At 63.6% G+C, this 20,479-nt stretch carries 19 protein-coding genes, 4 tRNA genes and 5 pseudogenes; 12 read left to right on the forward strand and 16 right to left on the reverse strand.

Features of this window, described 5'->3' with window-relative positions:
• Positions 1-5: 5 nt before the first annotated feature.
• The 5 genes and pseudogenes from hutU to hutC all read right to left on the reverse strand — a co-directional run bounded on the left by hutU (position 6) and on the right by hutC (position 4,868).
• Complete coding sequence (hutU, locus tag ACUDAL_RS06955; protein ID WP_444677622.1) at positions 6-1,697, reverse strand: urocanate hydratase; 1,692 nt, start codon at positions 1,695-1,697, stop codon at positions 6-8.
• Between the two features lie 41 nt (positions 1,698-1,738).
• Positions 1,739-1,981 (reverse strand): arginase family protein, encoded by a 243-nt coding sequence (locus ACUDAL_RS06960; RefSeq protein WP_444679331.1) that lies wholly within the window; start codon positions 1,979-1,981, stop codon positions 1,739-1,741.
• On the reverse strand, positions 1,882-2,715 hold the full coding sequence (gene hutG, locus ACUDAL_RS06965; protein WP_444677623.1) for a formimidoylglutamase: 834 nt from the start codon (positions 2,713-2,715) through the stop codon (positions 1,882-1,884). Before hutG ends, ACUDAL_RS06960 begins: the two co-directional genes overlap by 100 nt.
• Positions 2,696-3,944: pseudogene (gene hutI / locus ACUDAL_RS06970) on the reverse strand (imidazolonepropionase). Before hutI ends, hutG begins: the two are co-directional and overlap by 20 nt.
• Positions 3,945-4,152: 208 nt before the next feature.
• Positions 4,153-4,868 (reverse strand): annotated as a pseudogene (gene hutC, locus ACUDAL_RS06975) (histidine utilization repressor).
• A gap of 215 nt (positions 4,869-5,083) precedes the next feature.
• On the opposite strand from hutC, the gene rluF reads away from it, so the two are divergent.
• The 3 genes and pseudogenes from rluF (at position 5,084) to ACUDAL_RS06990 (ending at position 7,399) form a co-directional block, all read left to right on the forward strand.
• Entirely contained in the window at positions 5,084-6,352 is a 1,269-nt protein-coding gene (gene rluF / locus ACUDAL_RS06980; RefSeq protein WP_444677624.1) for a 23S rRNA pseudouridine(2604) synthase RluF, read from the forward strand.
• Positions 6,353-6,580: 228 nt separating this feature from the next.
• Positions 6,581-6,733 (forward strand): hypothetical protein, encoded by a 153-nt coding sequence (locus ACUDAL_RS06985; RefSeq protein ID WP_444677625.1) that lies wholly within the window; start codon positions 6,581-6,583, stop codon positions 6,731-6,733.
• 79 nt (positions 6,734-6,812) lie between these two features.
• A pseudogene (locus ACUDAL_RS06990) lies at positions 6,813-7,399 on the forward strand (DUF938 domain-containing protein).
• 13 nt (positions 7,400-7,412) lie between these two features.
• Here the strand turns inward: ACUDAL_RS06990 and ACUDAL_RS06995 are convergent.
• Both ACUDAL_RS06995 and ACUDAL_RS07000 read right to left on the reverse strand, forming a co-directional pair.
• Positions 7,413-7,610: a hypothetical protein gene (locus ACUDAL_RS06995; protein ID WP_444677626.1), complete on the reverse strand. Its 198-nt coding sequence runs from the start codon at positions 7,608-7,610 to the stop codon at positions 7,413-7,415.
• A gap of 71 nt (positions 7,611-7,681) precedes the next feature.
• Positions 7,682-7,879, reverse strand: coding sequence for a TRAP transporter large permease subunit (locus tag ACUDAL_RS07000; RefSeq protein ID WP_444677627.1), 198 nt, complete (start codon positions 7,877-7,879; stop codon positions 7,682-7,684).
• A gap of 65 nt (positions 7,880-7,944) precedes the next feature.
• On the opposite strand from ACUDAL_RS07000, the gene ACUDAL_RS07005 reads away from it, so the two are divergent.
• Entirely contained in the window at positions 7,945-9,264 is a 1,320-nt protein-coding gene (locus tag ACUDAL_RS07005) for an IS1380 family transposase (protein WP_444677628.1), read from the forward strand.
• A gap of 74 nt (positions 9,265-9,338) precedes the next feature.
• On the opposite strand, the gene ACUDAL_RS07010 is transcribed toward ACUDAL_RS07005, so the two are convergent.
• From ACUDAL_RS07010 to ACUDAL_RS07035, 6 genes are all read right to left on the reverse strand, one after another.
• Complete coding sequence (locus ACUDAL_RS07010; protein WP_444677629.1) at positions 9,339-10,346, reverse strand: TRAP transporter large permease; 1,008 nt, start codon at positions 10,344-10,346, stop codon at positions 9,339-9,341.
• The gene (locus ACUDAL_RS07015; RefSeq protein ID WP_444677630.1) at positions 10,322-10,519 is read right to left on the reverse strand and encodes a hypothetical protein; all 198 of its coding nucleotides are present in this window, start codon (positions 10,517-10,519) and stop codon (positions 10,322-10,324) included. The genes ACUDAL_RS07010 and ACUDAL_RS07015 overlap by 25 nt, the downstream gene beginning before the upstream one ends.
• A complete protein-coding gene (locus ACUDAL_RS07020; protein WP_444677631.1) occupies positions 10,516-11,058 on the reverse strand; it encodes a TRAP transporter small permease in 543 nt (180 codons plus the stop codon). The genes ACUDAL_RS07015 and ACUDAL_RS07020 overlap by 4 nt, the downstream gene beginning before the upstream one ends.
• Positions 11,059-12,054, reverse strand: a complete 996-nt coding sequence (locus ACUDAL_RS07025) for a TRAP transporter substrate-binding protein (RefSeq protein WP_444677632.1) — start codon at positions 12,052-12,054, stop codon at positions 11,059-11,061.
• Positions 12,055-12,158: 104 nt separating this feature from the next.
• Positions 12,159-12,647 carry a GNAT family N-acetyltransferase gene (locus ACUDAL_RS07030; RefSeq protein WP_444677633.1) on the reverse strand — a complete coding sequence of 163 codons (489 nt, stop codon included), beginning with the start codon at positions 12,645-12,647 and terminating at the stop codon, positions 12,159-12,161.
• A 105-nt stretch (positions 12,648-12,752) separates the two neighbouring features.
• The gene (locus tag ACUDAL_RS07035) at positions 12,753-14,144 is read right to left on the reverse strand and encodes an FAD-binding oxidoreductase (RefSeq protein ID WP_444677634.1); all 1,392 of its coding nucleotides are present in this window, start codon (positions 14,142-14,144) and stop codon (positions 12,753-12,755) included.
• Positions 14,145-14,390: 246 nt separating this feature from the next.
• On the opposite strand from ACUDAL_RS07035, the gene ACUDAL_RS07040 reads away from it, so the two are divergent.
• The 3 genes and pseudogenes from ACUDAL_RS07040 to ACUDAL_RS07050 all read left to right on the forward strand — a co-directional run bounded on the left by ACUDAL_RS07040 (position 14,391) and on the right by ACUDAL_RS07050 (position 16,226).
• A complete protein-coding gene (locus tag ACUDAL_RS07040; RefSeq protein WP_444677635.1) occupies positions 14,391-14,600 on the forward strand; it encodes a tellurite resistance TerB family protein in 210 nt (69 codons plus the stop codon).
• Positions 14,588-14,869, forward strand: coding sequence for a tellurite resistance TerB family protein (locus ACUDAL_RS07045; protein ID WP_444677636.1), 282 nt, complete (start codon positions 14,588-14,590; stop codon positions 14,867-14,869). The genes ACUDAL_RS07040 and ACUDAL_RS07045 overlap by 13 nt, the downstream gene beginning before the upstream one ends.
• A 114-nt stretch (positions 14,870-14,983) precedes the next feature.
• A pseudogene (locus tag ACUDAL_RS07050) lies at positions 14,984-16,226 on the forward strand (NAD(P)/FAD-dependent oxidoreductase).
• 28 nt (positions 16,227-16,254) lie between these two features.
• Here the strand turns inward: ACUDAL_RS07050 and ACUDAL_RS07055 are convergent.
• Positions 16,255-16,668: a hypothetical protein gene (locus ACUDAL_RS07055; protein ID WP_444677637.1), complete on the reverse strand. Its 414-nt coding sequence runs from the start codon at positions 16,666-16,668 to the stop codon at positions 16,255-16,257.
• A 137-nt stretch (positions 16,669-16,805) separates the two neighbouring features.
• On the opposite strand from ACUDAL_RS07055, the gene pyrC reads away from it, so the two are divergent.
• Positions 16,806-17,843: a dihydroorotase gene (gene pyrC / locus ACUDAL_RS07060; RefSeq protein WP_444677638.1), complete on the forward strand. Its 1,038-nt coding sequence runs from the start codon at positions 16,806-16,808 to the stop codon at positions 17,841-17,843.
• 58 nt (positions 17,844-17,901) lie between these two features.
• Here the strand turns inward: pyrC and mtnN are convergent.
• Both mtnN and folD read right to left on the reverse strand, forming a co-directional pair.
• A pseudogene (gene mtnN, locus ACUDAL_RS07065) lies at positions 17,902-18,647 on the reverse strand (5'-methylthioadenosine/S-adenosylhomocysteine nucleosidase).
• A 133-nt stretch (positions 18,648-18,780) separates the two neighbouring features.
• Positions 18,781-19,659, reverse strand: coding sequence for a bifunctional methylenetetrahydrofolate dehydrogenase/methenyltetrahydrofolate cyclohydrolase FolD (gene folD, locus ACUDAL_RS07070; RefSeq protein WP_444677639.1), 879 nt, complete (start codon positions 19,657-19,659; stop codon positions 18,781-18,783).
• 201 nt (positions 19,660-19,860) lie between these two features.
• Between folD and ACUDAL_RS07075 the strand changes: the two genes are divergently transcribed.
• The 4 genes from ACUDAL_RS07075 (at position 19,861) to ACUDAL_RS07090 (ending at position 20,370) form a co-directional block, all read left to right on the forward strand.
• Positions 19,861-19,937, forward strand: a tRNA-Pro gene (locus ACUDAL_RS07075).
• 67 nt (positions 19,938-20,004) lie between these two features.
• Positions 20,005-20,081, forward strand: a tRNA-Arg gene (locus ACUDAL_RS07080).
• Between the two features lie 116 nt (positions 20,082-20,197).
• Positions 20,198-20,272: transfer RNA gene (locus ACUDAL_RS07085), tRNA-His, on the forward strand.
• A gap of 23 nt (positions 20,273-20,295) precedes the next feature.
• A tRNA-His gene (locus ACUDAL_RS07090) sits at positions 20,296-20,370 on the forward strand.
• Positions 20,371-20,479 lie beyond the last annotated feature (109 nt).

A 20,479-nucleotide genomic window follows, 5' to 3' on the forward strand; every position in this document is an offset into this window, starting at 1 on the left:
CTCCTTTATTTATCGAGCATCGGCAGATCCAACCCATTTTCCCGGGCGCACTGCTTGGCGATATCGTACCCGGCATCGGCGTGGCGCATCACCCCGGTGCCGGGGTCGTTGCGCAGCACCCGGCCGAGGCGGGCGTGGGCGTCGTCGGTGCCGTCGGCGACGATCACCACCCCGGCGTGCTGGGAGAAGCCCATGCCCACGCCGCCGCCGTGATGCAGCGAGACCCAGGTGGCGCCGCCGGCGGTGTTGAGCAGGGCATTGAGCAGAGGCCAGTCGGAGACGGCATCTGAGCCGTCCATCATGGCTTCGGTCTCGCGGTTGGGGCTGGCCACCGAGCCGGAGTCCAGGTGGTCGCGGCCGATGACCACGGGGGCCTTGAGCTCGCCGTTCTTGACCATCTCGTTGAAGGCCTGGCCGAGGCGGGCGCGGTCCTTGAGGCCGACCCAGCAGATGCGCGCGGGCAGCCCCTGGAAGCTGATGCGCTCGCGGGCCATGTCGAGCCAGCGGTGCAGGTGCGGGTCGTCGGGGATCAGCTCCTTGACCTTGGCGTCGGTCTTGTAGATGTCCTCCGGATCGCCGGAGAGCGCGGCCCAGCGGAACGGGCCGATGCCCTGGCAGAACAGCGGACGGATATAGGCCGGGACGAAGCCGGGGAAGTCGAAGGCGTTGGCCACGCCCTCTTCCTTGGCCATCTGGCGGATGTTGTTGCCGTAGTCGAAGGTGGGTACGCTCATCTTCTGGAAGTCGAGCATGGCCGCCACGTGCACCGCCATGGACTGCTTGGCGGCCTTGACCACCGCTTCGGGCTCGTGCTTGCCGCGGGCCACGTATTCGTCCCAGCGCCAGCCGGAAGGCAGATAGCCGTGCAGCGGGTCGTGGGCGCTGGTCTGGTCGGTGACCATGTCCGGCCGTACGCCGCGCTTGACCAGTTCCGGCAGCACGTCGGCGGCGTTGGCGCACAGGCCGATGGAGATCGCCTTGCCCTCGGCGGTGTAGCGCTCGAGGCGGGCCAGGGCGTCGTCGAGGTCGTCCGCCTGTTCGTCCAGGTAGCGGGTGCGCAGGCGGAAGTCGATGCGCGACTGCTGGCATTCGATGTTCAGCGAGCAGGCGCCGGCCAGGCTTGCCGCCAGCGGCTGGGCGCCGCCCATGCCGCCGAGCCCGGCGGTGAGGATCCAGCGGCCGGTGAGGTCGCCGCCGTAGTGCTGGCGCCCGGCCTCGACGAAGGTTTCATAGGTGCCTTGAACGATGCCCTGTGAGCCGATGTAGATCCACGAGCCGGCGGTCATCTGGCCGTACATCATCAGACCCTTGCGGTCGAGCTCGTTGAAGTGCTCCCAGTTGGCCCAGGCCGGCACCAGATTGGAGTTGGCCAGCAGCACCCGCGGGGCGTCCTTGTGGGTCTCGAACACCCCCACCGGCTTGCCCGACTGGATCAGCAGGGTCTGGTTGTCCTCCAGGCGCTTGAGGGTCGCGACGATGGTGTCGTAGCACTGCCAGTCGCGGGCGGCGCGGCCGATGCCGCCGTAGACCACCAGGTCCTCGGGGCGCTCGGCCACGTCGGGGTGGAGGTTGTTCATCAGCATGCGCATGGGCGCTTCGGTGAGCCAGCTCTTGCAGCTGAGCTCGCTGCCGGTGGGGGAGGCAACTTGCCGGCTGGCGTCGTGGCGGGGATCGGCAGGCGTGGTATGGCTGTTCATCGTTGTGTTCTCTCTGGTGTTGCAAATCGTTGTGGGTCGGTTCAGGTATCCAGCGTCAGCCGGTGGATCAGGCGTGCCGCGGCCTTGGCGGTGCGGCCGTCGATGTCGAAGCTCGGGTTGAGCTCGGCGACGTCGGCCAGGCGCAGCTTGCCGCTGTCGCGGACGGCCTCGAGCAGCGGTTCGATCAGCGCCAGGGCACGCCGCGGGCGGTGGGGGCGCTCACTCCCGGGGCCTCGGCGGCGGGCAGCACGTCGAGATCGATGCTGAGGTAGAGGTGGTCGCAGCGCGCCATGAAGCGCCCTAGTTCGCGCACGATGGCATCGAGGCGCAGGGCGTCGATCTCGTGGTCCTCACGTACCAGCACGTTCAGCTCCCTGGCCCGGGTGAACAGGGCGCGGGTGTTGCTGGCACGGCTAACGCCCAGGCAGGCGTAGCGGAACGGCCAGCCGCGGGCGTGGCACTCGGCGGCGATCTGGGCGAAGGGCGTGCCGGAGGAGCGCACGTGGGTCGGGTCGCGCAGATCGAAGTGGGCATCGAGGTTGACGATGCCGATCCGCGGGTGGGCCTCGCCTTGAGCCTCGAAGTGACGCGCCAGGCCCGACCAGCTGCCGAAGGCCACTTCGTGGCCGCCACCCAGCACCAGCGGCAGGTGGCCGCGGGCGAGCAGGCTGGCGATGCGCTCTGCCAGGCGCTGCTGTGCCGCTTCCAGGTCGTCGTTGCCGTGGCAGCTGACGTCGCCGGCATCGAACACCGGGGCGCTGCGATGCCAGGCCAGCGGTGCCAGTGCGCGGCGAATGGCCCGCGGGCCTTCGGCGGCACCCACGCGGCCCTGGTTGCGGGCCACGCCGGCATCCGAGGCAAAGCCGAGCAGGGCGGCGCCAGGGGCGCTGTCCGGTCTCACCGGGGTGATCACCTGATGCCAGCGCAGGCTGTCGGGTTCCGGGTCTTCGCGGCCGGCCCACAGGGACATGTCGATGGATGGGTCGACCAGGTGCAGGTCAGTGCTGGGTTTGGTCATGGCTTGGTTCTCCATGCAAGCTGCGTTGGCCCTGGAAGATGCGCTGGCGCAGACGACCGGGCTGTACGGCGTAGGCCAGCTCGGCGGGCGAGCCGACGTCCCACAGGCACAGGTCCGCCGGTGCGCCCGGGACGATGCGCCCCAGTTGCCGGGTGTGCAGGCCCAGCGCCCGGGCGCCGTGGGCGGTCATGCCGGCCAGGGCCTCGCGCGGCGTCAGGCGGAACAGGGTGCAGGCGAAGTTCAGCATCAGTGTCGGCATGAACAGCGGCGAGCTGCCGGGGTTGGCATCGGTGGCGATGGCCATGGGCACGCCGGCCTCGCGCAGCGCGGCGATGGGTGGCAGCTGTGTCTCGCGCAGGGTGTGGAAGGCGCCGGGCAGCAGCACCGCGACGCTGCCGGCCTCGCGCAGGGCGTTGACGCCTTGCTCGTCGAGATATTCGATGTGATCGGCGGAAAGTGCGCCATGCCGGGCCGCCATGGCGCTGCCGCCCAGGTTCGAGAGTTGCTCGGCATGGGCCTTGATCGGCAGGCCGTGGGCTTCGGCGGCCTCGAAGACGCGCTCGCACTGGGCCACCGAGAAGGCGATCTTCTCGCAGAACACGTCCACCGCATCGGCCAGTCCTTCGGCGGCGGCGGCGGGATCATCTCGCGGCACACCAGCTCGATGTAGCCGTCGCTGTCGCCCTTGTACTCCGGTGGCAGGGCGTGGGCCCCCAGCAGGGTGGTCACCACCCGCACCGGCAGCGTCTCGCCGAGGCGGCGCGCCACGCGCAGCATCTTCAGCTCGTCGGCCACGCTCAAGCCGTAGCCGGACTTGATCTCCACCGTGGTCACGCCTTCGCGCATCAGCGCTTCCAGGCGCGGCCTGGCCAGGCTGAACAGCTGCGCTTCGCTGGCTTCCCGGGTGGCACGCACGGTACTGAGGATGCCGCCGCCGCGGCGGGCGATCTCCTCGTAGCTGGCGCCCTCGAGACGGCGTTCGAATTCGTCGGCCCGTGAGCCGCCGAATACCAGATGGGTGTGACAGTCGACCAGACCGGGGTCATTACGCCGCCCTGGCCGAGGGGCTGGCAGTCGGCGGTCTCGTTCGGGTCGAGCTCACGCATGGGCACGACACGCTCGATGGTGTCGCCCGCCACGATCACCGCCATCGGTTCGGGCAGGGTGTCGTGACCGTCGAAGAGCGTGACCTCGCGCCAGAGAAGGCGCGGTCGTGTGGCTGCGGGCATGGCGAGTCCTGCGGTCGTTGCTTTAATGTATATACATTAAGTGCAATGAGGTCCGCCACGTCAAGCAGAAGAGAGGTTCATTCAGGACGGCTGCTAATGAAGCCGCGCTATAGCGCTGGGCTGGAGTAGGGAGGTGTGAAGACGTTATGTCTATACATTTTGGGATGGCTGGCGACTTTTTGGGATGGCTGGCGGCTTTCGAGCCGGTTCAGCCGGTGCGGCGTGATAGCGACGAGCGCAGCTTATACCGATGACCAGGATGGATCAGCCGGGCGTAGCTGATCAGGTGCTCGCCGGACCAGGTGCGCCGTATCATGCTCAGGCAGGGTTGCGCGGCTTCCATTTCGAGCCGTTCGGCGGTTGGGGCGTCAACCTGCACCGCCTCGACCACGTGCTCCACGTCGGTGATTGGGCAGGCCGCTACCAGCACTTCGTTGGGCGTACGTCGGCTGAAGTCGGTGTCAAGGTAATCCGGCACCCAGCGTGGGTTTACAAAACGGTCCTCGAGCTGAATCGGCACGCCGTTCTCACGATGCACGATGCGTGTGTGGAACACCCGCGTGCCCAGACGCACGCCAAGTCGCAGCGCTACTTCATCGTCGGCGGCGATGGCTTGTGCCAGAAGTACGTCACTGTCGTGGTGATGCCCGCGGCTGCGAACCTCCTCGGCAATATTGTGCACGTCGACCAGCGACGATTCGGCTTTGCGGTCAGTGACGAAGGTGCCGAGCCCCGGCTGACGGGTCAGGTAGCCCCGTTGCACCAGGTCGCGGATCGCCTTGTTGGCGGTCATGCGGCTGACGCCAAAATCGCGCGCCAGGCGCTCCTCCGGGGAATCTGGTGATGTGCCGGCCACTCGCCGCTGTGAATCCTTTCTAGCAGGTGTTGCTGGATCTGCAGGTAGAGTGGAGGCGTGCTGTTCATGGGCAAGCGGGTGTCCTGTGACGTTCATGTCTATACATAGTCTACTCCCAGCGCCTCCTTGTTACAGCCTCGCGGCAGGAGGGCTTGCCCATGACGTGTCAAGCGGCCAGCCTTGATATCACTCGACATGGACCGCTGCGACAAGGCTTTCACGTACATGGCGTGGCATGCTTGAATGCGGGACAGTTTCCGTATCACTCCGGTAAGAGCGCGTCATGGCCATCGGTTCATCTACACGTATCAACAAGTACATCAGCGAGAGCGGACTTTGTTCCAGGCGCGAGGCGGATCGCTATGTCGAGCAGGGCAATGTGTGGCTCAACGGCAAGCGTGCCAAGACGGGAGACCAGGTTTTCCCGGGTGACGTAGTCAAGGTCAACGGTCAGCTTATCGAGCCCCAGGAGGCTGAGGATCGCGTCTTCATCGCCTTGAACAAGCCGGTGGGCATCGTCAGCACCACCGACCCGAATGAGAAGGACAATATCGTCGATTTCATCCAGCATGGGGTGCGCATCTTTCCTATCGGCAGGTTGGACAAGGATTCCCAGGGGCTGATTTTCCTGACCAACGATGGCGATATGGTCAACAAGATCCTGCGGGCCAGCAACCATCATGAAAAGGAGTATCGGGTCACCGTCGATAAGCCGATCACCGACGAATTCATCGCCGGCATGGGCAGTGGCGTGCGCATCCTGGGCGAGGTGACGAAGCGCTGCAAGGTCATCAAGGAGTCGACGTTCGTCTTCAATATCACCCTGGTGCAGGGGTTGAACCGCCAGATCCGCCGCATGTGCGAAAAATTTGGCTATGAAGTCACCCGGCTCGAGCGAATCCGCATCATGAACGTCTCGCTCAAGGGTCTGGCGCTTGGAGACTGGCGCGACCTGACCCGCAAGGAGCTCGAAACGATCATTGCCTTGACCGAGGCTTCGAAGTCCGAAGCATCACCGGGTGACGCAAGGACGTCGCCCGAGCGGACACTTGGCAAGCGCCGGACGGTCAAGGGAGCAGGGCAATCCGCGGCCAAAGGCGGGCGCGACGACAAGGGTAGGACACCTGCCAACGCTTCTGCCAAGGCCAAGGCCAAGACAGGCGCGGCGAAGGCGCCGAAGGAGCGTGCCGCTGGCAAGGGGAAGGTGGCCCAGAACGCTGGCAAATCGAGTAACCGAAAGCCTGGGCAGGGAAGCCCAAGCCAGCCGGCGGCCAGAGAGGCAAAGGCACGAAACCCAGCCGGACGAAGTCGGGGAGATAATCCGACGGCGGTCCTTCTTGCGTTGAGCCGAAACGCACACCCGGCGTGCGCCGGGTGTGCTATCAGGACAGGTTCTTGCCGCCCTTGGGGTCGGAAGCGTCGTAGTCCTGGGTGTCGTCAGGAGAAGAGTCGGGCTCTTGCGTCGTCTCGTGTTCATACTCGCGGGCCGCGCGAATGGCCTCCGGCTCGGTCTCGTGACGTGAAATCTCCTGCGGCGAACTTGGATCCGTGACATCCACAACCCGCCAGCCTGATACGAGGATGGCCTCAGGCTGCTCTTCCGTGATGGGTTCGACACGTGCCGTGCGCGTCATGGCGTCCTCCTTGATGATAGTGGCTGTCTTACCTTGGCAAAGAATGGCTGTCTTTGCGACCGCTGGGCGCCATGGACCGCTTACGCTTGATTCTTCGCAAACCGCAAGCCATACAGAAAGGGCAATGCCGGACAAAGGAGGTCAGGATGAGGAAGCTTTTAGGAATGGCAGCCGCCTGGTGGCTGCGCAAGCCGGAAAACCGCGCGAGACTCAAGCGCAAGGGCAAGCAGATGCTGGATGGCTTCCGCGGCCGCCAGAATCGCTCTTCGCAAGGGCAGGACTCCCAGCGCCGCCGTTGACGCTTTGCCCCGGCACCTTGCTGGGGCATTGCTCTTCTCCCCACGTATTGCAGGACCCTCAGCTTTCATGAATCGCCGAATGAATAGTCCCGCCGCCGCACGCAATCGCCAGCCGATTCTTGATGTGCTGTCTCAGGTGTTACCTGACCACGCGGTGGTGCTGGAAGTGGCCAGCGGTAGCGGTGAGCATGGCGTGCACTGCGCGCAGGCTCGGCCTGGCTGGACATGGCAGCCAAGCGACCCGAACCCGGAGGCGCGGGCGTCCATCTCAGCCTGGTGTGCCCATGCTGGGCTTGGCAATCTCCGTGAGCCCTTGCCGCTGGATGTCAGTGGAATCTGGCCTTCCGGGCCCTTCGATGCCGTGGTCGCCATCAACCTGGTGCATATTTCGCCCTGGGAAGTTACTGAGGCACTGATGGCTCGTTCCGCTGAGCGGCTGCGTGAGGGGGTGTGCTGTACCTGTATGGCCCCTATCGCCGCGATGGCCGGCATACCGCCGAGAGCAATGCGGCCTTCGATGCCGATCTCAAGGCGCGCGATCCACGCTGGGGCGTGCGCGATCTCGAGCGAGTCGTTGCCGAGGCCCACCCGTACGGCTTCATGCTGGAGCAGGCCATCGAGATGCCGGCGAACAACCTCAGCGTGGTGCTGCGCTACCACCGCTGAGGCAACGGCCGCGTTATTCTTCGATCTGTCCGGGTACGCGGTAGCGTACGCCATCTGCCTGGTGGTCGTCTTCGTAGCGGCGAGTTTCCTCTTCCGCTGGAATACCCCATAGGGTCTTGCGGCTGCCGTCGTCGTAGGTATAGGTGGTACAGGCGGTCAGGAGGAGTGACAGGCCGGCGAGCATGAAGGCGGCTCGAATCGAGTGGTGCACGAAGGATTCCTTAGCGAGGCAGCGATGGTTTGGCCAGCCTGAGGCCAGGCTGGCTGGGCGTCAAGTGCGACTTAATGCCCTGACAGGCCGAGCAGAATCGGCACGTAAACTACCAGCAGCAGCACGCCGATCAGCCCCAGCAAGTACGGAACTATGGCGCGCGTGATGCGCTCCAGTGGCAGTTGGGTTACCGAGGATGCCACATAGAGATTGATCGCCACCGGCGGGGTGATCATGCCGATCGCTAGCCCGAATATTGCACCAGGCATGAAAAAGCGGCTGAAAATCGGTTATAATTCAAGAGCCTAACCAAGAATTAGCCGACACAGCCGCCATGACAAAATGTACCACGCCCACCGCCACCTTTCCACGCTGCAAAGGCCGTCAGATCACCGCCAGCTTCGATGGCGGCGAGGTCACCTCTGACGGTGGCATCCTGCTGCTGCGGCAGCTCGACCGCGAGATGGGCCTGACCCGCGCTATCGCTCGCCGGCTGAGTGATGACCGCGATCCTCAACGCTGCCTGCATCGCACCGAAACCCTGGTTCGGCAGCGCGTGTTTGGCCTGGCGCTGGGCTACGAGGATCTCAACGACCACCAGGCGCTGCGTCACGACATCGCCCTGCAGACCGCCGTCGATACCGACGGCGTGCTGGCCAGCCAGTCCACGCTGTGTCGCTTCGAGCAGCAAGCCGATCGGGACTGGGCGGTCACCATCCACGAGGAAATGATCGAGCAGTTCATCCGCTCGTTCCGGCGGCCACCCAAGAAGCCGCTCTACCTCGACTTCGATGCCACCGACGACCGGGTGCACGGCCAGCAGCTCGGGCGGCACTTCAACGGCTACTACAACCACTACATCTTTCTGCCGCTGTTCGTGTTCTGTGGCGATCAGCTGCTGGTCAGCTACCTTCGCCCGGCCTACCGAGATGCCGCCCACCACGCCGGCGCCATTCTTGCCCTGCTGGTTCGGCGGCTGCGCCAGGCGTGGCCTGAGGTAAAGGTCGTATTCCGCGGCGACAGCGGCTTCTGCCGCCCGCTGATCCTCAGTTGGTGCGAGCGCCACGGTGTCGACTACATCGTCGGCCTCGCCGGCAACCCGCGGCTGGCCAAGCTAGCCCTGGATATCGACTACGAGTCAGCTATCCGCTTCGAGAAGACCCGTGAGAAGCAGCGAGTCTTCGGCTTCATCGAGTACGCCGCCAAGAGCTGGAAGAAGCGCCGACGAAAGGTGGTCGTCAAATCCGAGACCAGTTGGCGTGGCTTCAACACCCGCTACGTGGTGACCAACCTGCGCGGCTGCAGCGCAGAGTGGCTCTACGACCACCGCTACTGCGCCCGAGGCGAGATGGAGAACCGCATCAAGGAGCAGCAGCTCCTGTTCTCAGACCGCACCAGCTGCCACCAATGGTGGTCCAATCAGTACCGACTGCTGCTCTCGGGGCTGGCCTACCTGCTCCTGGAGCGGCTGCGTCGGATTTACCTTAAGCGCACCGCCTTCGCCCAAGCCCAGGTCAACACCATCCGCCTGAAGCTGCTGAAGATCGGCGCCGTCATCACTCGCAACACACGGACCATTCGGCTGATGTTGAACAGCCAGTATCCGGAGCAGGACCTCTTCCTGATGTTGGCCAGCAAGCTGGTGCCGGGATAGCGTCGCGGCGTGCTGTCCCCGGCACAGAAAAGACATGGGGGTGGGGGAGGTGCGCCCTGAGCACAGGAACTTGATCAAAAAGCAGCCAAACTCCACCCCAGATCCCTTTTATCCCCACCGAGCCTGGCATCTGGGGACTTCTGACTGACCCGGTGCAACATCCGGGCTAGACCCATCACGATAATGATGCCGAAATGAATCGGATCGATGCCCAGCTGCAACACCAGTGGCAGCAGGACAGGGGTCAGGATGATCAGGGCACTGGCGGTTTCGATGAACACGCCGGTGAGCAGGATCACCGCGACGATAAGCAGCATGATCACGTAAGGGTTGGTAGACAGCGAAAGCACTGCCTGGGCGATGGCACCCGGTACCTGCCAGCTCGAGAGGGTCCAGCTCAACACGGCAGAGGTGGCGATGACAAGCATGATGACCGATGTCGTGATCGCCGAGCGGATCAGTATGCGATAGACCTCGCTGAAGGTGAGGTCGCGATAGACGAACAGCGATACCAGAAGAGCATAGTTGACGGCCACCACGGCGGCCTCGCTCGGCGTGAAGATCCCGGAAAAAATGCCGCCGAGGATGATAACCGGCGTCATCAAGCCCCAGCAGGCGCTCTTGAAGGTGCGCCATATCGTGGCCAGGGATAGTGTCGTTCCGCGCGGGTAATTGCGCCGGTAGGCCTGGATAATGGCGATGGTGCCAAGCCCAATGCCCATCAGAACCCCAGGCAGGATGCCGTTCAGGAACAGCTTCGATACCGATTGCTGGGCAACCACCGCGTAAATAATCATCGGTACGGAAGGAGGAATGACCACGCCGATAGTGCCACTGGCAGCGATCAGGCTGGCTGCCGACGCTGGATCGTAGCCCTTTCGCTTGAGTTCTGGCACCAGGCTGGACCCCACCGCAGCGGTGGTGGCGGCACCCGAACCCGAGATGGCCGCAAAAAACATGCCGGCCCCGACCGAGACAATGGAAAGCCCGCCTTTCAAAAAGCCGAACAGGGCATCGGCGAAGTCGACCAGCTTTTCACTTACCTTGCCCTGGGCCATCAGGTCGCCGGCCAGGATGAACATTGGAACGGCGACCAGTGCAAAGGAGTTGATCCCTGGAACATCTGCTGGGTAACGACCATCAACGGCACGCCTTGGGCGTTGAGAGCCAGCAGTGTGCTTGCACCAATGGCTAGGGCGACCGGCACACCTAGCAGCATGAAGGCGAAAAACAGCAGGAAAAGCAGGCCCGTCATGCCGGTGGCTCCTCGGCGTTGCCGCTTCCGGTCTCAACGGCGCGCGGCCCCTTGGCGATCAGTTCGACGATATCGACCAGCGCATACCAGGCCATGATGGCCGCCGAGAGGGGAATCACGGCATAGATATACGTCATGGAGAGACGCAGCGAGGCGGAGCGCTGGAAGCTCTGTATCTGCATGTAGCGATAGCCGATGACCATGAGAGCGAGCATGAAGCCGAGTGCCACCAGGACCGCTGCGATGCGAGCCAACTGAGCGAGGCGATTGGGCAACGCGTCGACGACGAAGGTCACTGCGATATGTCGCCCACGCTGGAAGGCTAGAGTCGCTCCTAGGAAAGTGACCCAGATCAGCAGGAACCGCGCCACTTCCTCGGTCCAGCCCACCGCGGTGAAGAAGACTCGCGAGACGATCTGCAGCGTGATCACGCCGATCAACGCCGCCATGCCCATAAACACGATGGGCTGGATGACGGCGTCGAGAGCGCGTTCGATGCGCTGCAGGAGCCCGGTGAGGGCGTGCAGCAGAGCGCTCACTTATTGCAGCGCCTCCTGGATACGAGTCAGGTAGTCGCCAAAGCGGGCGCCGTACTTCTCGTACACCGGAGCCACCGCCTCCTGGAAGGCCTCCAGGTCCGGGTCGTCGACGATCTCCATGCCGGCGGCACGCAGCGCCTCGAGCTGGCTGGCTTCCATCTCGGCATTGACCCGGCGCTCGTGCTCCGCGGCTTCCTGCGCAGCCTGTGTCAGTACGTCCTGAGCGGCTTCAGGAAGGCGGTTCCAGGCCGGCATGCCCATAACAAAGAGGGCCGGGGCATAGGTGTGCCGCGACAGGGTCATGTGGCTCTGGGTCTCGTGGAGCTTGAACGAATGGATGACGTTCACCGGGTTTTCCTGGCCGTCGATGGTGCCCTGCTGCATGGCGGTCAACGCTTCGGTCCAGGCCATCGGGATGGCATTGGCGCCCAGGGTACGGAAGGTGTCGGTATAGACCGGGTTTTCCATCACGCGAATACGCAGCCCGTCGAGGTCATCCGGCGTACGCACGGGCCGCTCGCTGTTAGTCAGGTTGCGAAACCCGCGCTCGGCATAGGCCAAGCCCTTGAGATTGACATCGGCGAGCTTGTCGAGTAGCTCCTGGCCGATCTCGCCGTCGAGCACGGCATAGGCGGATTCCGGCGAGGGGAACAGGAACGGCAGTTCGAACACCGCCATCTCTTCGATAAAGTTGGCGACCGGCCCGTTGGTGATCACGCCCATGTCCACGGTGCCGATCTGCATGCCTTCGAGCAGGGTGCGCTCGTCACCCAGCGAGGCATTGGGATAGATGTCGATCGAAACCGCGCCTTCGGTGCGCTCGGCGACCAGTTCCTGGAACTTCACCGCGGCGATATGGAAGCCGTCCTGTTCGTTTACCACATGGGCCAGGCGCAGGGTGACCGGGTCCATGTCAGCGAAGTCCGACGCCTGGGCGGTAGCGATGAAGGCGAAAGAGACGCCAAGTGCCAGCGTGCAACGTGAGAAGGATTTCATTTTTCTAATTTCCTTTTTGGGTCAAACCGTTGTGGAGCATGCCCCAGCCGACCCGGCAGGGTCAATCGCCTTGCTCAGAAGGTGCGAACAGGACTCGACCAAGGCTAAAGCAGGCGGTACATGACATGCCCATCGACCAACCCCTGCTGTGGGTGGCGGAAGGCGCAGGGAAGGGTGCCGACGATCTCGAAGCCGTACTTCTGCCACTGCCGGATCGCTACCGTGTTGGTGGAGACCACCATGTTGAACTGCATGGCGGTGAATCCCAGCTCGCGGGCCAAGCGCAGGGAGTCTTCGCACAGCTTGCCGGCGATGCCCTGGCCGCGCGCCTTTTCGGCCACCAGGTAGCCGCAGTTGCAGACGTGGTCGCCAGGCCCGGGCTGGTTGGGCTTGAGATAGTAGGTGCCAATCAGGTTGCCGGCCGAGTCTACGGCCACGCGCACGGCCCGGGGCAGCTCCACCCACATGCGGAAGGCATCGGTTTCACCGATCTGGTGCGGCACGGCGTAGGTGTCGCCGGCGTGCAGCACCGGGGCGATGAAATCCCACATGGCGGGCCAGTCGCCTGGCTGATAGGGGCGGATGCGGATCATCGAGTTCTCCTGGATACCTGGCATCGGCCCCTGATTCTATGTCAAGCCTCTTGCCGGGGGCAGTCGTGCGGCTGTGCTGGTGCGAGGTCTTGGTGCCTGGCCTGTTCAGTTCTGCAATGCGAAAACCTTGTCTCGATTGAGCAAGCCGAGCGGATCGAGGGCGTGCTTGAGCGTACGCATCAGGGCGAGCTCCTCGGCGCTGCGCGACAGCTGCAGGTAATCGCGCTTTTCCAGGCCGATACCGTGCTCGGCGGATACCGAACCGCCTAACTCGCCCAGTGGTGCATAGACCAACTGTTCTACCGCACGACGGGCTGCGGGCTCGCCGCTGCCGATACTGACCGAAACATGCAGGTTGCCGTCACCCAAGTGGCCGAATACTACCAGCCGGCCATGGGGCCACTGGGCGGCTAGCCCCTCTTCCAGTGCGGCCACGTAGCGCTGCATATCGGAGATGGGCAGGCTGACGTCGAAGGTGAACATCGGCTGGAGTTGCTGGATCAACCCTTCGATGTCCTCGCGGATCGCCCAGATGCCCTGGCGCTGGGTGTCGGACTGGGCGAGCACCGCATCCTCGATCAGGCCCGCCTCCAGCGCCGACTCCAGCGCGGCGCCAAAGCGGGCGGCGTTCTCTTCATCGTCGCCGCCCAGCGACTCGATGATGGCGTAGTAGGGCCAGTTGGCAGGCAGTGGCGGGGTGTTGCGGCCGCTCTCTTCGGTCAGCAGCGCGTAGTGATTGCGCCACATCACCTCGAAGGTGCCCAGGCTGCCGCCGAGTTCCCGTCCCATGTGACGAAGAAGCCCGGTGACACCTTCAAAATCGGGGCAGGCTACCAGCGCAGTACGCTCGCTGGCCATTCGGGGCTGCAGGCGCAGCACGGCACGACTGACGATGCCCAAGGTGCCCTCACTGCCGATGAAGAGCTGCTTGAGATCGTAGCCGGCATTGTTCTTGAGCATGTGGTTCATCGAACTCACCACGCTGCCATCGGCCAGCACCACCTCGAGCCCCAGCACTTGCTGGCGCATCATGCCGTAACGAATCACTCTGACACCGCCCGCGTTGGTAGCGATATTGCCGCCGATGGTGCAGGAGCCGCGCGCGCCGAGATCCAACGGAAACACAAACCCCTCGGCCTCGGCCGCTTCCTGCACACGTTGCAGGGGGATTCCGGCCTGTACCGTCATGGTGGCGCCCACAGGATCTATGGCTTCGATGGCTGTCATGCGCTCCAGCGAGATGGCCAGTTCATCGGGTCCTACTTCGCCGCCATGCACCAGGCCGGTAAGCCCACCGTGGGTAACCACTGGCTGGGCGTGAGCATGGCAAAGCCGCATGATGGAGGCCAGCTCCTGGGTATCGGCAGGTCTTACGATCGCGCCGGCCCGGCAGGGTGCGCCAGTCATCCAGTCCACTCGCCGCTGGGCGACATCTGCGCCGCTGATCACATTGCCGCGACCAACGATGGTGGCCAGCGCCTCTAGGGATACTTGCATGGGGTGTCCTTCTTAGGCGGTATCATGCCGGCACGCCATCTGGAGGCGGCTAAGGCAGTATCAAGTCATTAGCAAGTATACGATTTCCACGAGCGATTGCAGACCTCTTGCAGTACGTCATGCTGCGCGATGCCTTGTTGCCCCGCGCAGTCATCTCTTTTGGCCAAAGCGATTGGCGCAACGCTATGGCCCGGAACGCTGCGGAGCGTCGTGGGTCTCAAGCCAAGAAACCGTAGGGAGCTTGCTATGCTTGATAGTATCCAGCGCTTCTTCCAGCAGGTCCTGGCAGAACCGGAGGCGTCATCTGACCCGGCGCCGACGCTCGAGCTGGCCACGGCCGCCTTGCTGTGCGAAGTGATGCGCGCCGATTATCATACCGATGACATTCAGATCGCTGCTCTGCGAAAGCTGCTGCAGCGCCACTTTCTCTCGGCGAGGAGGATGTGGATGCGCTGATGGAGATGGCCAGGGAGGAGGTGGAGACTTCCGTCGATCATTACCAGTTCGTCAGCCTCATCAAGCAGCACTACGCCTATAACCAGCGCTGTGAGCTGGTCAGGATGATGTGGCAGCTCGCCAATGCCGATAGCGGCCATAACTCGCTTGAAGAGCACCGGATCCGACGCCTGGCCGATCTGCTGCATGTCAGCCACTCCGACTTCATTCGCACCAAGCTGCAGGTGCAGGAGCAGTTGGGCGGGTCGCCGGGCCAGGCGTCGCAGTAACTAGCAGCGGCCTCCTTCCGGTAGGGAAACTATCAGCGCCGAGCGGAGAGCGCTGATAGACTAGGCGCCTGCTTTCGGCACGGGGCCGAAGCGCGGTGCAACTGGAGGAGTGGCATGTCCCGCGAAACCATCGTCCTGGGAGCCGGCATGGTCGGCGTTTCCATTGCCTGGCATCTGGCCCGCCGCGGCCATGCGGTGCAGTTGATGGATCGCCGCCCGCCTGGCCAGGAGACTTCCTATGGCAATGGGGGTCTCATCCAGCGCGAAGCGGTACGGCCCTATCCCTTTCCTCGTAAACTCGTCAAGCTGCTCTCGTCGCTGCTCAATCGCCGTGTCGATATTCGCTACCAACTTTCCGGAATGCTGCGCTACGCAGGCCCGCTGTTCGATTATTGGCGCCATTCCGCACCGCGACAGCATGCTCGCATCATCCCTGAGTACGCCTCGCTCATCGCCCTCTCCACCCAGGAGCATGCCCCCATGATCGAGGCGGCCGGTGCCGGCGATCTGGTGCGCGACGATGGCTGGCTTGAAATCTATCGTACCCGTGGCGAGCTGGATGAGCGCCTGCGCGAGGCACAAGAAGCCGCCGAGCGTTTCGGCGTTACCTATGAGGCCTTGAATGCGGCCGAGCTGCATCAGCGTGAGCCTCAGCTCGGCCAGGCCGCGATCGGCGCCATCCACTGGACCAATGCCTGGAGCGTGTCCGACCCAGGCGCTCTGGTGGCCGCCTATGCCAGGCAGTTCGAGGCCGAGGGGGGCGCTTCGTGCAGTCCGAGGTGAAAGGTGTCGAGCGCAACGGCCAGGGCTGGCGAGTTCTGTGCGAAAGCGGGGCTCATGAGGCGCAGGATGTGGTAGTGGCGCTGGGCCCATGGTCGGGGGCTGGCTCGAGTCGCTCGGGTATCGTCTGCCTACCTTCGTCAAGCGCGGCTACCATATGCACTATGGCGCCGCACCGGAACGCCACCTTCAACATTGGCTGCTCGATGCCGAGGTGGGCTATATCCTGGCTCCCATGCGGGCGGGTATTCGCCTAACCACCGGCGCCGAGCTGGCGGCGCTGGATGCACCGCCCGCCTATGGCCAGTTGGCGGCGGCCGAGCGTGTCGCCAGAGCGCTTTATCCTGCCCTTGGCGAGCGCCTCGAAGAGATACCCTGGAAGGGCGCGCGCCCCTGCCTGCCCGACATGAAACCGGTTATCGGGCCGGCCCCGCGTCACCCAGGGCTATGGCTGGCCTTCGGTCATGCGCATCAGGGGTTTACGCTGGGGCCCGTGACCGGTCGCCTGGTGGCCGAAATGTTGGAAGGCGAACCCACCGCGGTCGATATGCAGCCCTTCCGTGCGGACCGTTTCTGATTGCTGAGCGTGCGCATGCGCCGGTGGATCAGCTCCGCCGGCGCAGCTGGTGGTGAATGAACTTGATCACCAGTGTCATCACATAGACGATCCATCCTGCGGTGGCCAGCACATTGAACAGCAGCATCTTCTGCTCGCCGTTCAGCGGGGTCAGCAGCGTCTCGATCACAATCCCGATGAGCAGTGCCAGGGTAATAGGCAGGGCGAGGATGTGCATCCACATTTCCGTGCGGCGTTTGCGTACGTGAAAGCGGCTCAACAGGACACGAAAGGGGCGGTGGGCAAAGCTCACCATGACCATGGTGCCCAGGGCGAGCAGTGCCGCCAGGGTGGGCTCGATGCTGTCCAGGCGCGCCGAGACGCTGATCGACCAGAACAGCAGGATCCAGAGCAGGCCGGCCAGAACGGCGACGATATCTGCATAGTGGCGGACCCTGGGCATAGGTTTCTCTCGTACGGTTGAAACGGACCCGATGATACGGGAAATCTTCCGGCAATGCTGCCGTTGGCGCGGGTCAAGGTGCGGGCATCCGGTATACTGCGCCTTCGTCCCCTTCATGCTGAACGACAGGATACGCCGTGAACGAAATCACCCTGACCCGCCCCGATGACTGGCATCTTCACCTGCGCGACGGAGAAGCCTTGCAGGCGGTGGTACCTGCCACCGCACGGCAGATGGGGCGCGCTATCATCATGCCGAACCTGCGTCCGCCTGTTACCTCGACCGAGCAGGCGCTGGCCTACCGCGAGCGAATCCTGGCCGCGCGCCCGGTGGGGTCTGCGTTCGAGCCGCTGATGACGCTCTACCTGACCGATCGCACGCCGGCCGACGAGATTGAGCGAGCGGTTGCCAGTGGGTATGTGCATGCCGTCAAACTCTACCCGGCTGGGGCCACGACCAACTCAGACTCTGGCGTTACCGACCTTGCCCACTGCGATGGAGCCATCGCCGCCATGGCTCGCCTGGGTATGCCGCTGTTGGTACATGGCGAGGTCACCGATGCCCATATCGATATCTTCGACCGGGAAGCGGTCTTTATCGAGCGCATCATGAAACCTCTGCTCGAGCGGCATCCAGACCTCAAGGTGGTGTTCGAGCATATCACCACCACTGAAGCGGCCACCTTCGTTGCCGAGGCGCCGGCCAACGTGGCGGCCACCATTACCGCGCATCACCTGCTGTTCAACCGTAACCACATGCTCGCGGGCGGGATTCGGCCTCACTACTATTGCCTGCCGATTCTCAAGCGCGAGCGGCATCGCGAGGCGTTGCTGGCAGCGGCCACCTCGGGCAGCGGCAAGTTCTTCCTCGGCACCGACAGTGCACCGCATGCCAAGGGAGACAAGGAGTCTGCCTGCGGCTGCGCCGGCGCCTACACGGCTCCGGCAGCCATCGAGTTTTATGCCACGGCGTTCGAACAGGCAGGGGCGCTGGACAAGCTGGAGGGCTTTGCGAGCCATTACGGCCCGGACTTCTACGGTCTGCCGCGCAATCGGGATCGCATCACCCTGGTGCGCGAGGCGTGGCAGATGCCGGAGTCGTTGCCTTATGCGGATGGACAGGTGATCGTGCCGCTGCAGGCAGGCGAGACGCTGGGCTGGCGCCTGCGCGGTTGATCCTGGCGGGTAGGTGTGCCAGCGGCCGCCTGACGGCGGCCGTTGCATCAGGCGGAGTTTAGTCGGCGATGACTTCGGGCTGGGGAGCGCTATGCCATTCTGTCTGTCCCAGGCGGGTAACCATGGTTTCGACCATGCGCGCCGAGTGAGCGGCCGCCGTTTCCAGGAATTGCTCGAAGGTCAGATGGTTGTCGCCACCCCTGGGATATCGGAAAGGGCGCGGATAATCACGAATGGACAGCCATAGAGATGGCATGTCTGGGCGATCGCCGCGGCTTCCATCTCCGCTGCCAGCATGGTCGGGAAGCGGCTGCGTGTCTTGGCAACGAGTTCCGGGCAAGCCATGAACACATCCCCGGTCGCGATCAGGCCTTCGACCACCTTGACTTCACCAAGTGCCTCGACGCTTTCACGCGCTACGGTGACGAGTCGCGGGTCGGGCAGGTAGGCCGCAGGCATGTTGGGCACCTGGCCATGCTCATAGCCGAAGGCAACGGCATCGACGTCGTGATGGCGAACCTCGCTGGAGATCACCACGTCGCCGATGGCAAGATCTTCACCGAAGCCGCCGGCAGAGCCGGTATTGATGATGGCTTCGGGCTGATAGACGTCCAGTAGCAGCGTGGTGCCGATGGCAGCGTTAACCTTGCCGATTCCGGACTGCAGGATAATGACATCCACGCCGTGTAGCCGCCCATGGTGGAAGGTGCAGCCGACATGGGTACGGGTGCGGCGTTCTTCCAGCAGAGAAGCGAGATGCTCCACCTCCTGGGCCATGGCGCCAATGATGCCAATGCGTTTCATCTGTCTAGATTTCTCCAATGGGCTGCCGACGCCGCGCTGGGCTTTCATCAATGAGGCTGGGCGGTTGGCTGGGCGAGCCTTCAACAAGAGGCACGAATTCTAGCGGGTCCGGCCGGCTGTGTCAGGGTGGGGGTCAAATGGGCGTGTTGCCCTGCTGCATGGCATCATGGCGCTCCGCGGCGAAGAGCGTATTTTCTAGCAGCGACGCTACCGTCATCGGGCCCACGCCTCCCGGTACCGGGGTGATCCAGGCGGCACGTTCGGCCGCTGGCGAGAACTCCACGTCGCCCACCAGGCGGCCATCCTCTTCGCGATTGATGCCGACGTCGATGACGATCGCGCCCTCGCGCACCCACTCTCCCTTCACCAGGCCGGGCTTGCCGACCGCAACCACCAATAGTTCGGCGCGGCGCACGTGCTCCTCGAGGTTGCGTGTGAAGCGGTGGCAGACGGTAGTCGTGCAGCCAGCCAGCATCAGTTCGAGTGCCATGGGGCGCCCAACGATGTTCGAGGCGCCTACCACTGTGGCATCCAGGCCGCGAACCTTGAGATCACTAGCCTGCAGTAGGGTCATAATGCCCTTGGGCGTGCAGGGGCGCAGCACCGGCAGGCGCTGAGCCAGGCGCCCCAGGTTGTAGGGGTGGAATCCGTCTACGTCCTTGTGTGGCACGATGCGTTCGAGAAGAGGACGAGCATCTAGGTGGGCAGGCAGCGGCAGTTGCAGCAGGATGCCGTCGATGCGCGAGTCAGCGTTAAGTGTGTCGATCAGGGACTCAAGCGCCTGCTGGGAGGTGTCGCTGGGTAGCTCATGGCGGAAGGAGAGGATGCCTGCCTGCTCGCAGGCGCGATGCTTGTTGCTGACGTAGACATGGGAGGCGGGGTCCTCGCCCACAATGACGACGGCCAGGCCAGGTATGCGCTTGCCCTCGGCCCGGCGCGCCTCGATCTGGCGTGCGACCTGCTGTCGGACCTGAGCGGCAATGCCCTTGCCGTCGATGAGTTGGGCGGTCATCGTCTCTCCCCCGTGGATGAATGCTGAGTGGCCGGATGGCCGGTTGGCGACATCGAGCCTCCAATTTTCGCATGTTGGGGTCGCAAGGCAAAGCGCAAAAGCCTCGTGGAGTCAGGCAGCTATTGACCCTCGCTGAATCTTGCGTAGAATACGCAGCGCTCGATGAGGCCAGTGAGGCGCATCGAGGCCGCGCAAGGTCGGCGGGGTGTAGCGCAGTCTGGTAGCGCGCCTGCTTTGGGAGCAGGATGTCGGGGGTTCGAATCCCTCCACCCCGACCACAACCTTTTGTTTGGCTTGGTGAAAAAAGCGAAACGGGTTGCGGTTGGGCGGCGTAAAAAGTAGAATGCGCCCATAGCTCAACCGGATAGAGCAACGGCCTTCTAAGCCGTAGGTTGCAGGTTCGAGTCCTGCTGGGCGTGCCAGCTTGCGTGCTGAGATGCCTGCAGGTGTTCCGAAGCGTTGGGCAGTTCTTGGTGGCTGTGGTTGTAGAAGCGCTGTGGTTGTTAAAGGCGTAGTGGTAGAAGCTGTTGTCGATATGGTGGATGTAGCTCAGTGGTAGAGCCCCGGATTGTGGCTCCGGTGGTCGTGGGTTCGATCCCCATCATCCACCCCACATCGACGCAGGCACTTGCAATGGTGGATGTAGCTCAGTGGTAGAGCCCCGGATTGTGGCTCCGGTGGTCGTGGGTTCGATCCCCATCATCCACCCCATTGCACCCTTCATGGTTATATTTTTTCTCCATCGTTATTCCGTAACGACTCTACTCGGCCTGCCGGGTGGGTTCTTTCCGTTTGCGGGCATGGCGAGTTCGTGCGCTTT

Origin of the sequence: Halomonas sp. E19 (assembly GCF_052439355.1) — a bacterium.
Lineage (GTDB): Bacteria > Pseudomonadota > Gammaproteobacteria > Pseudomonadales > Halomonadaceae > Halomonas.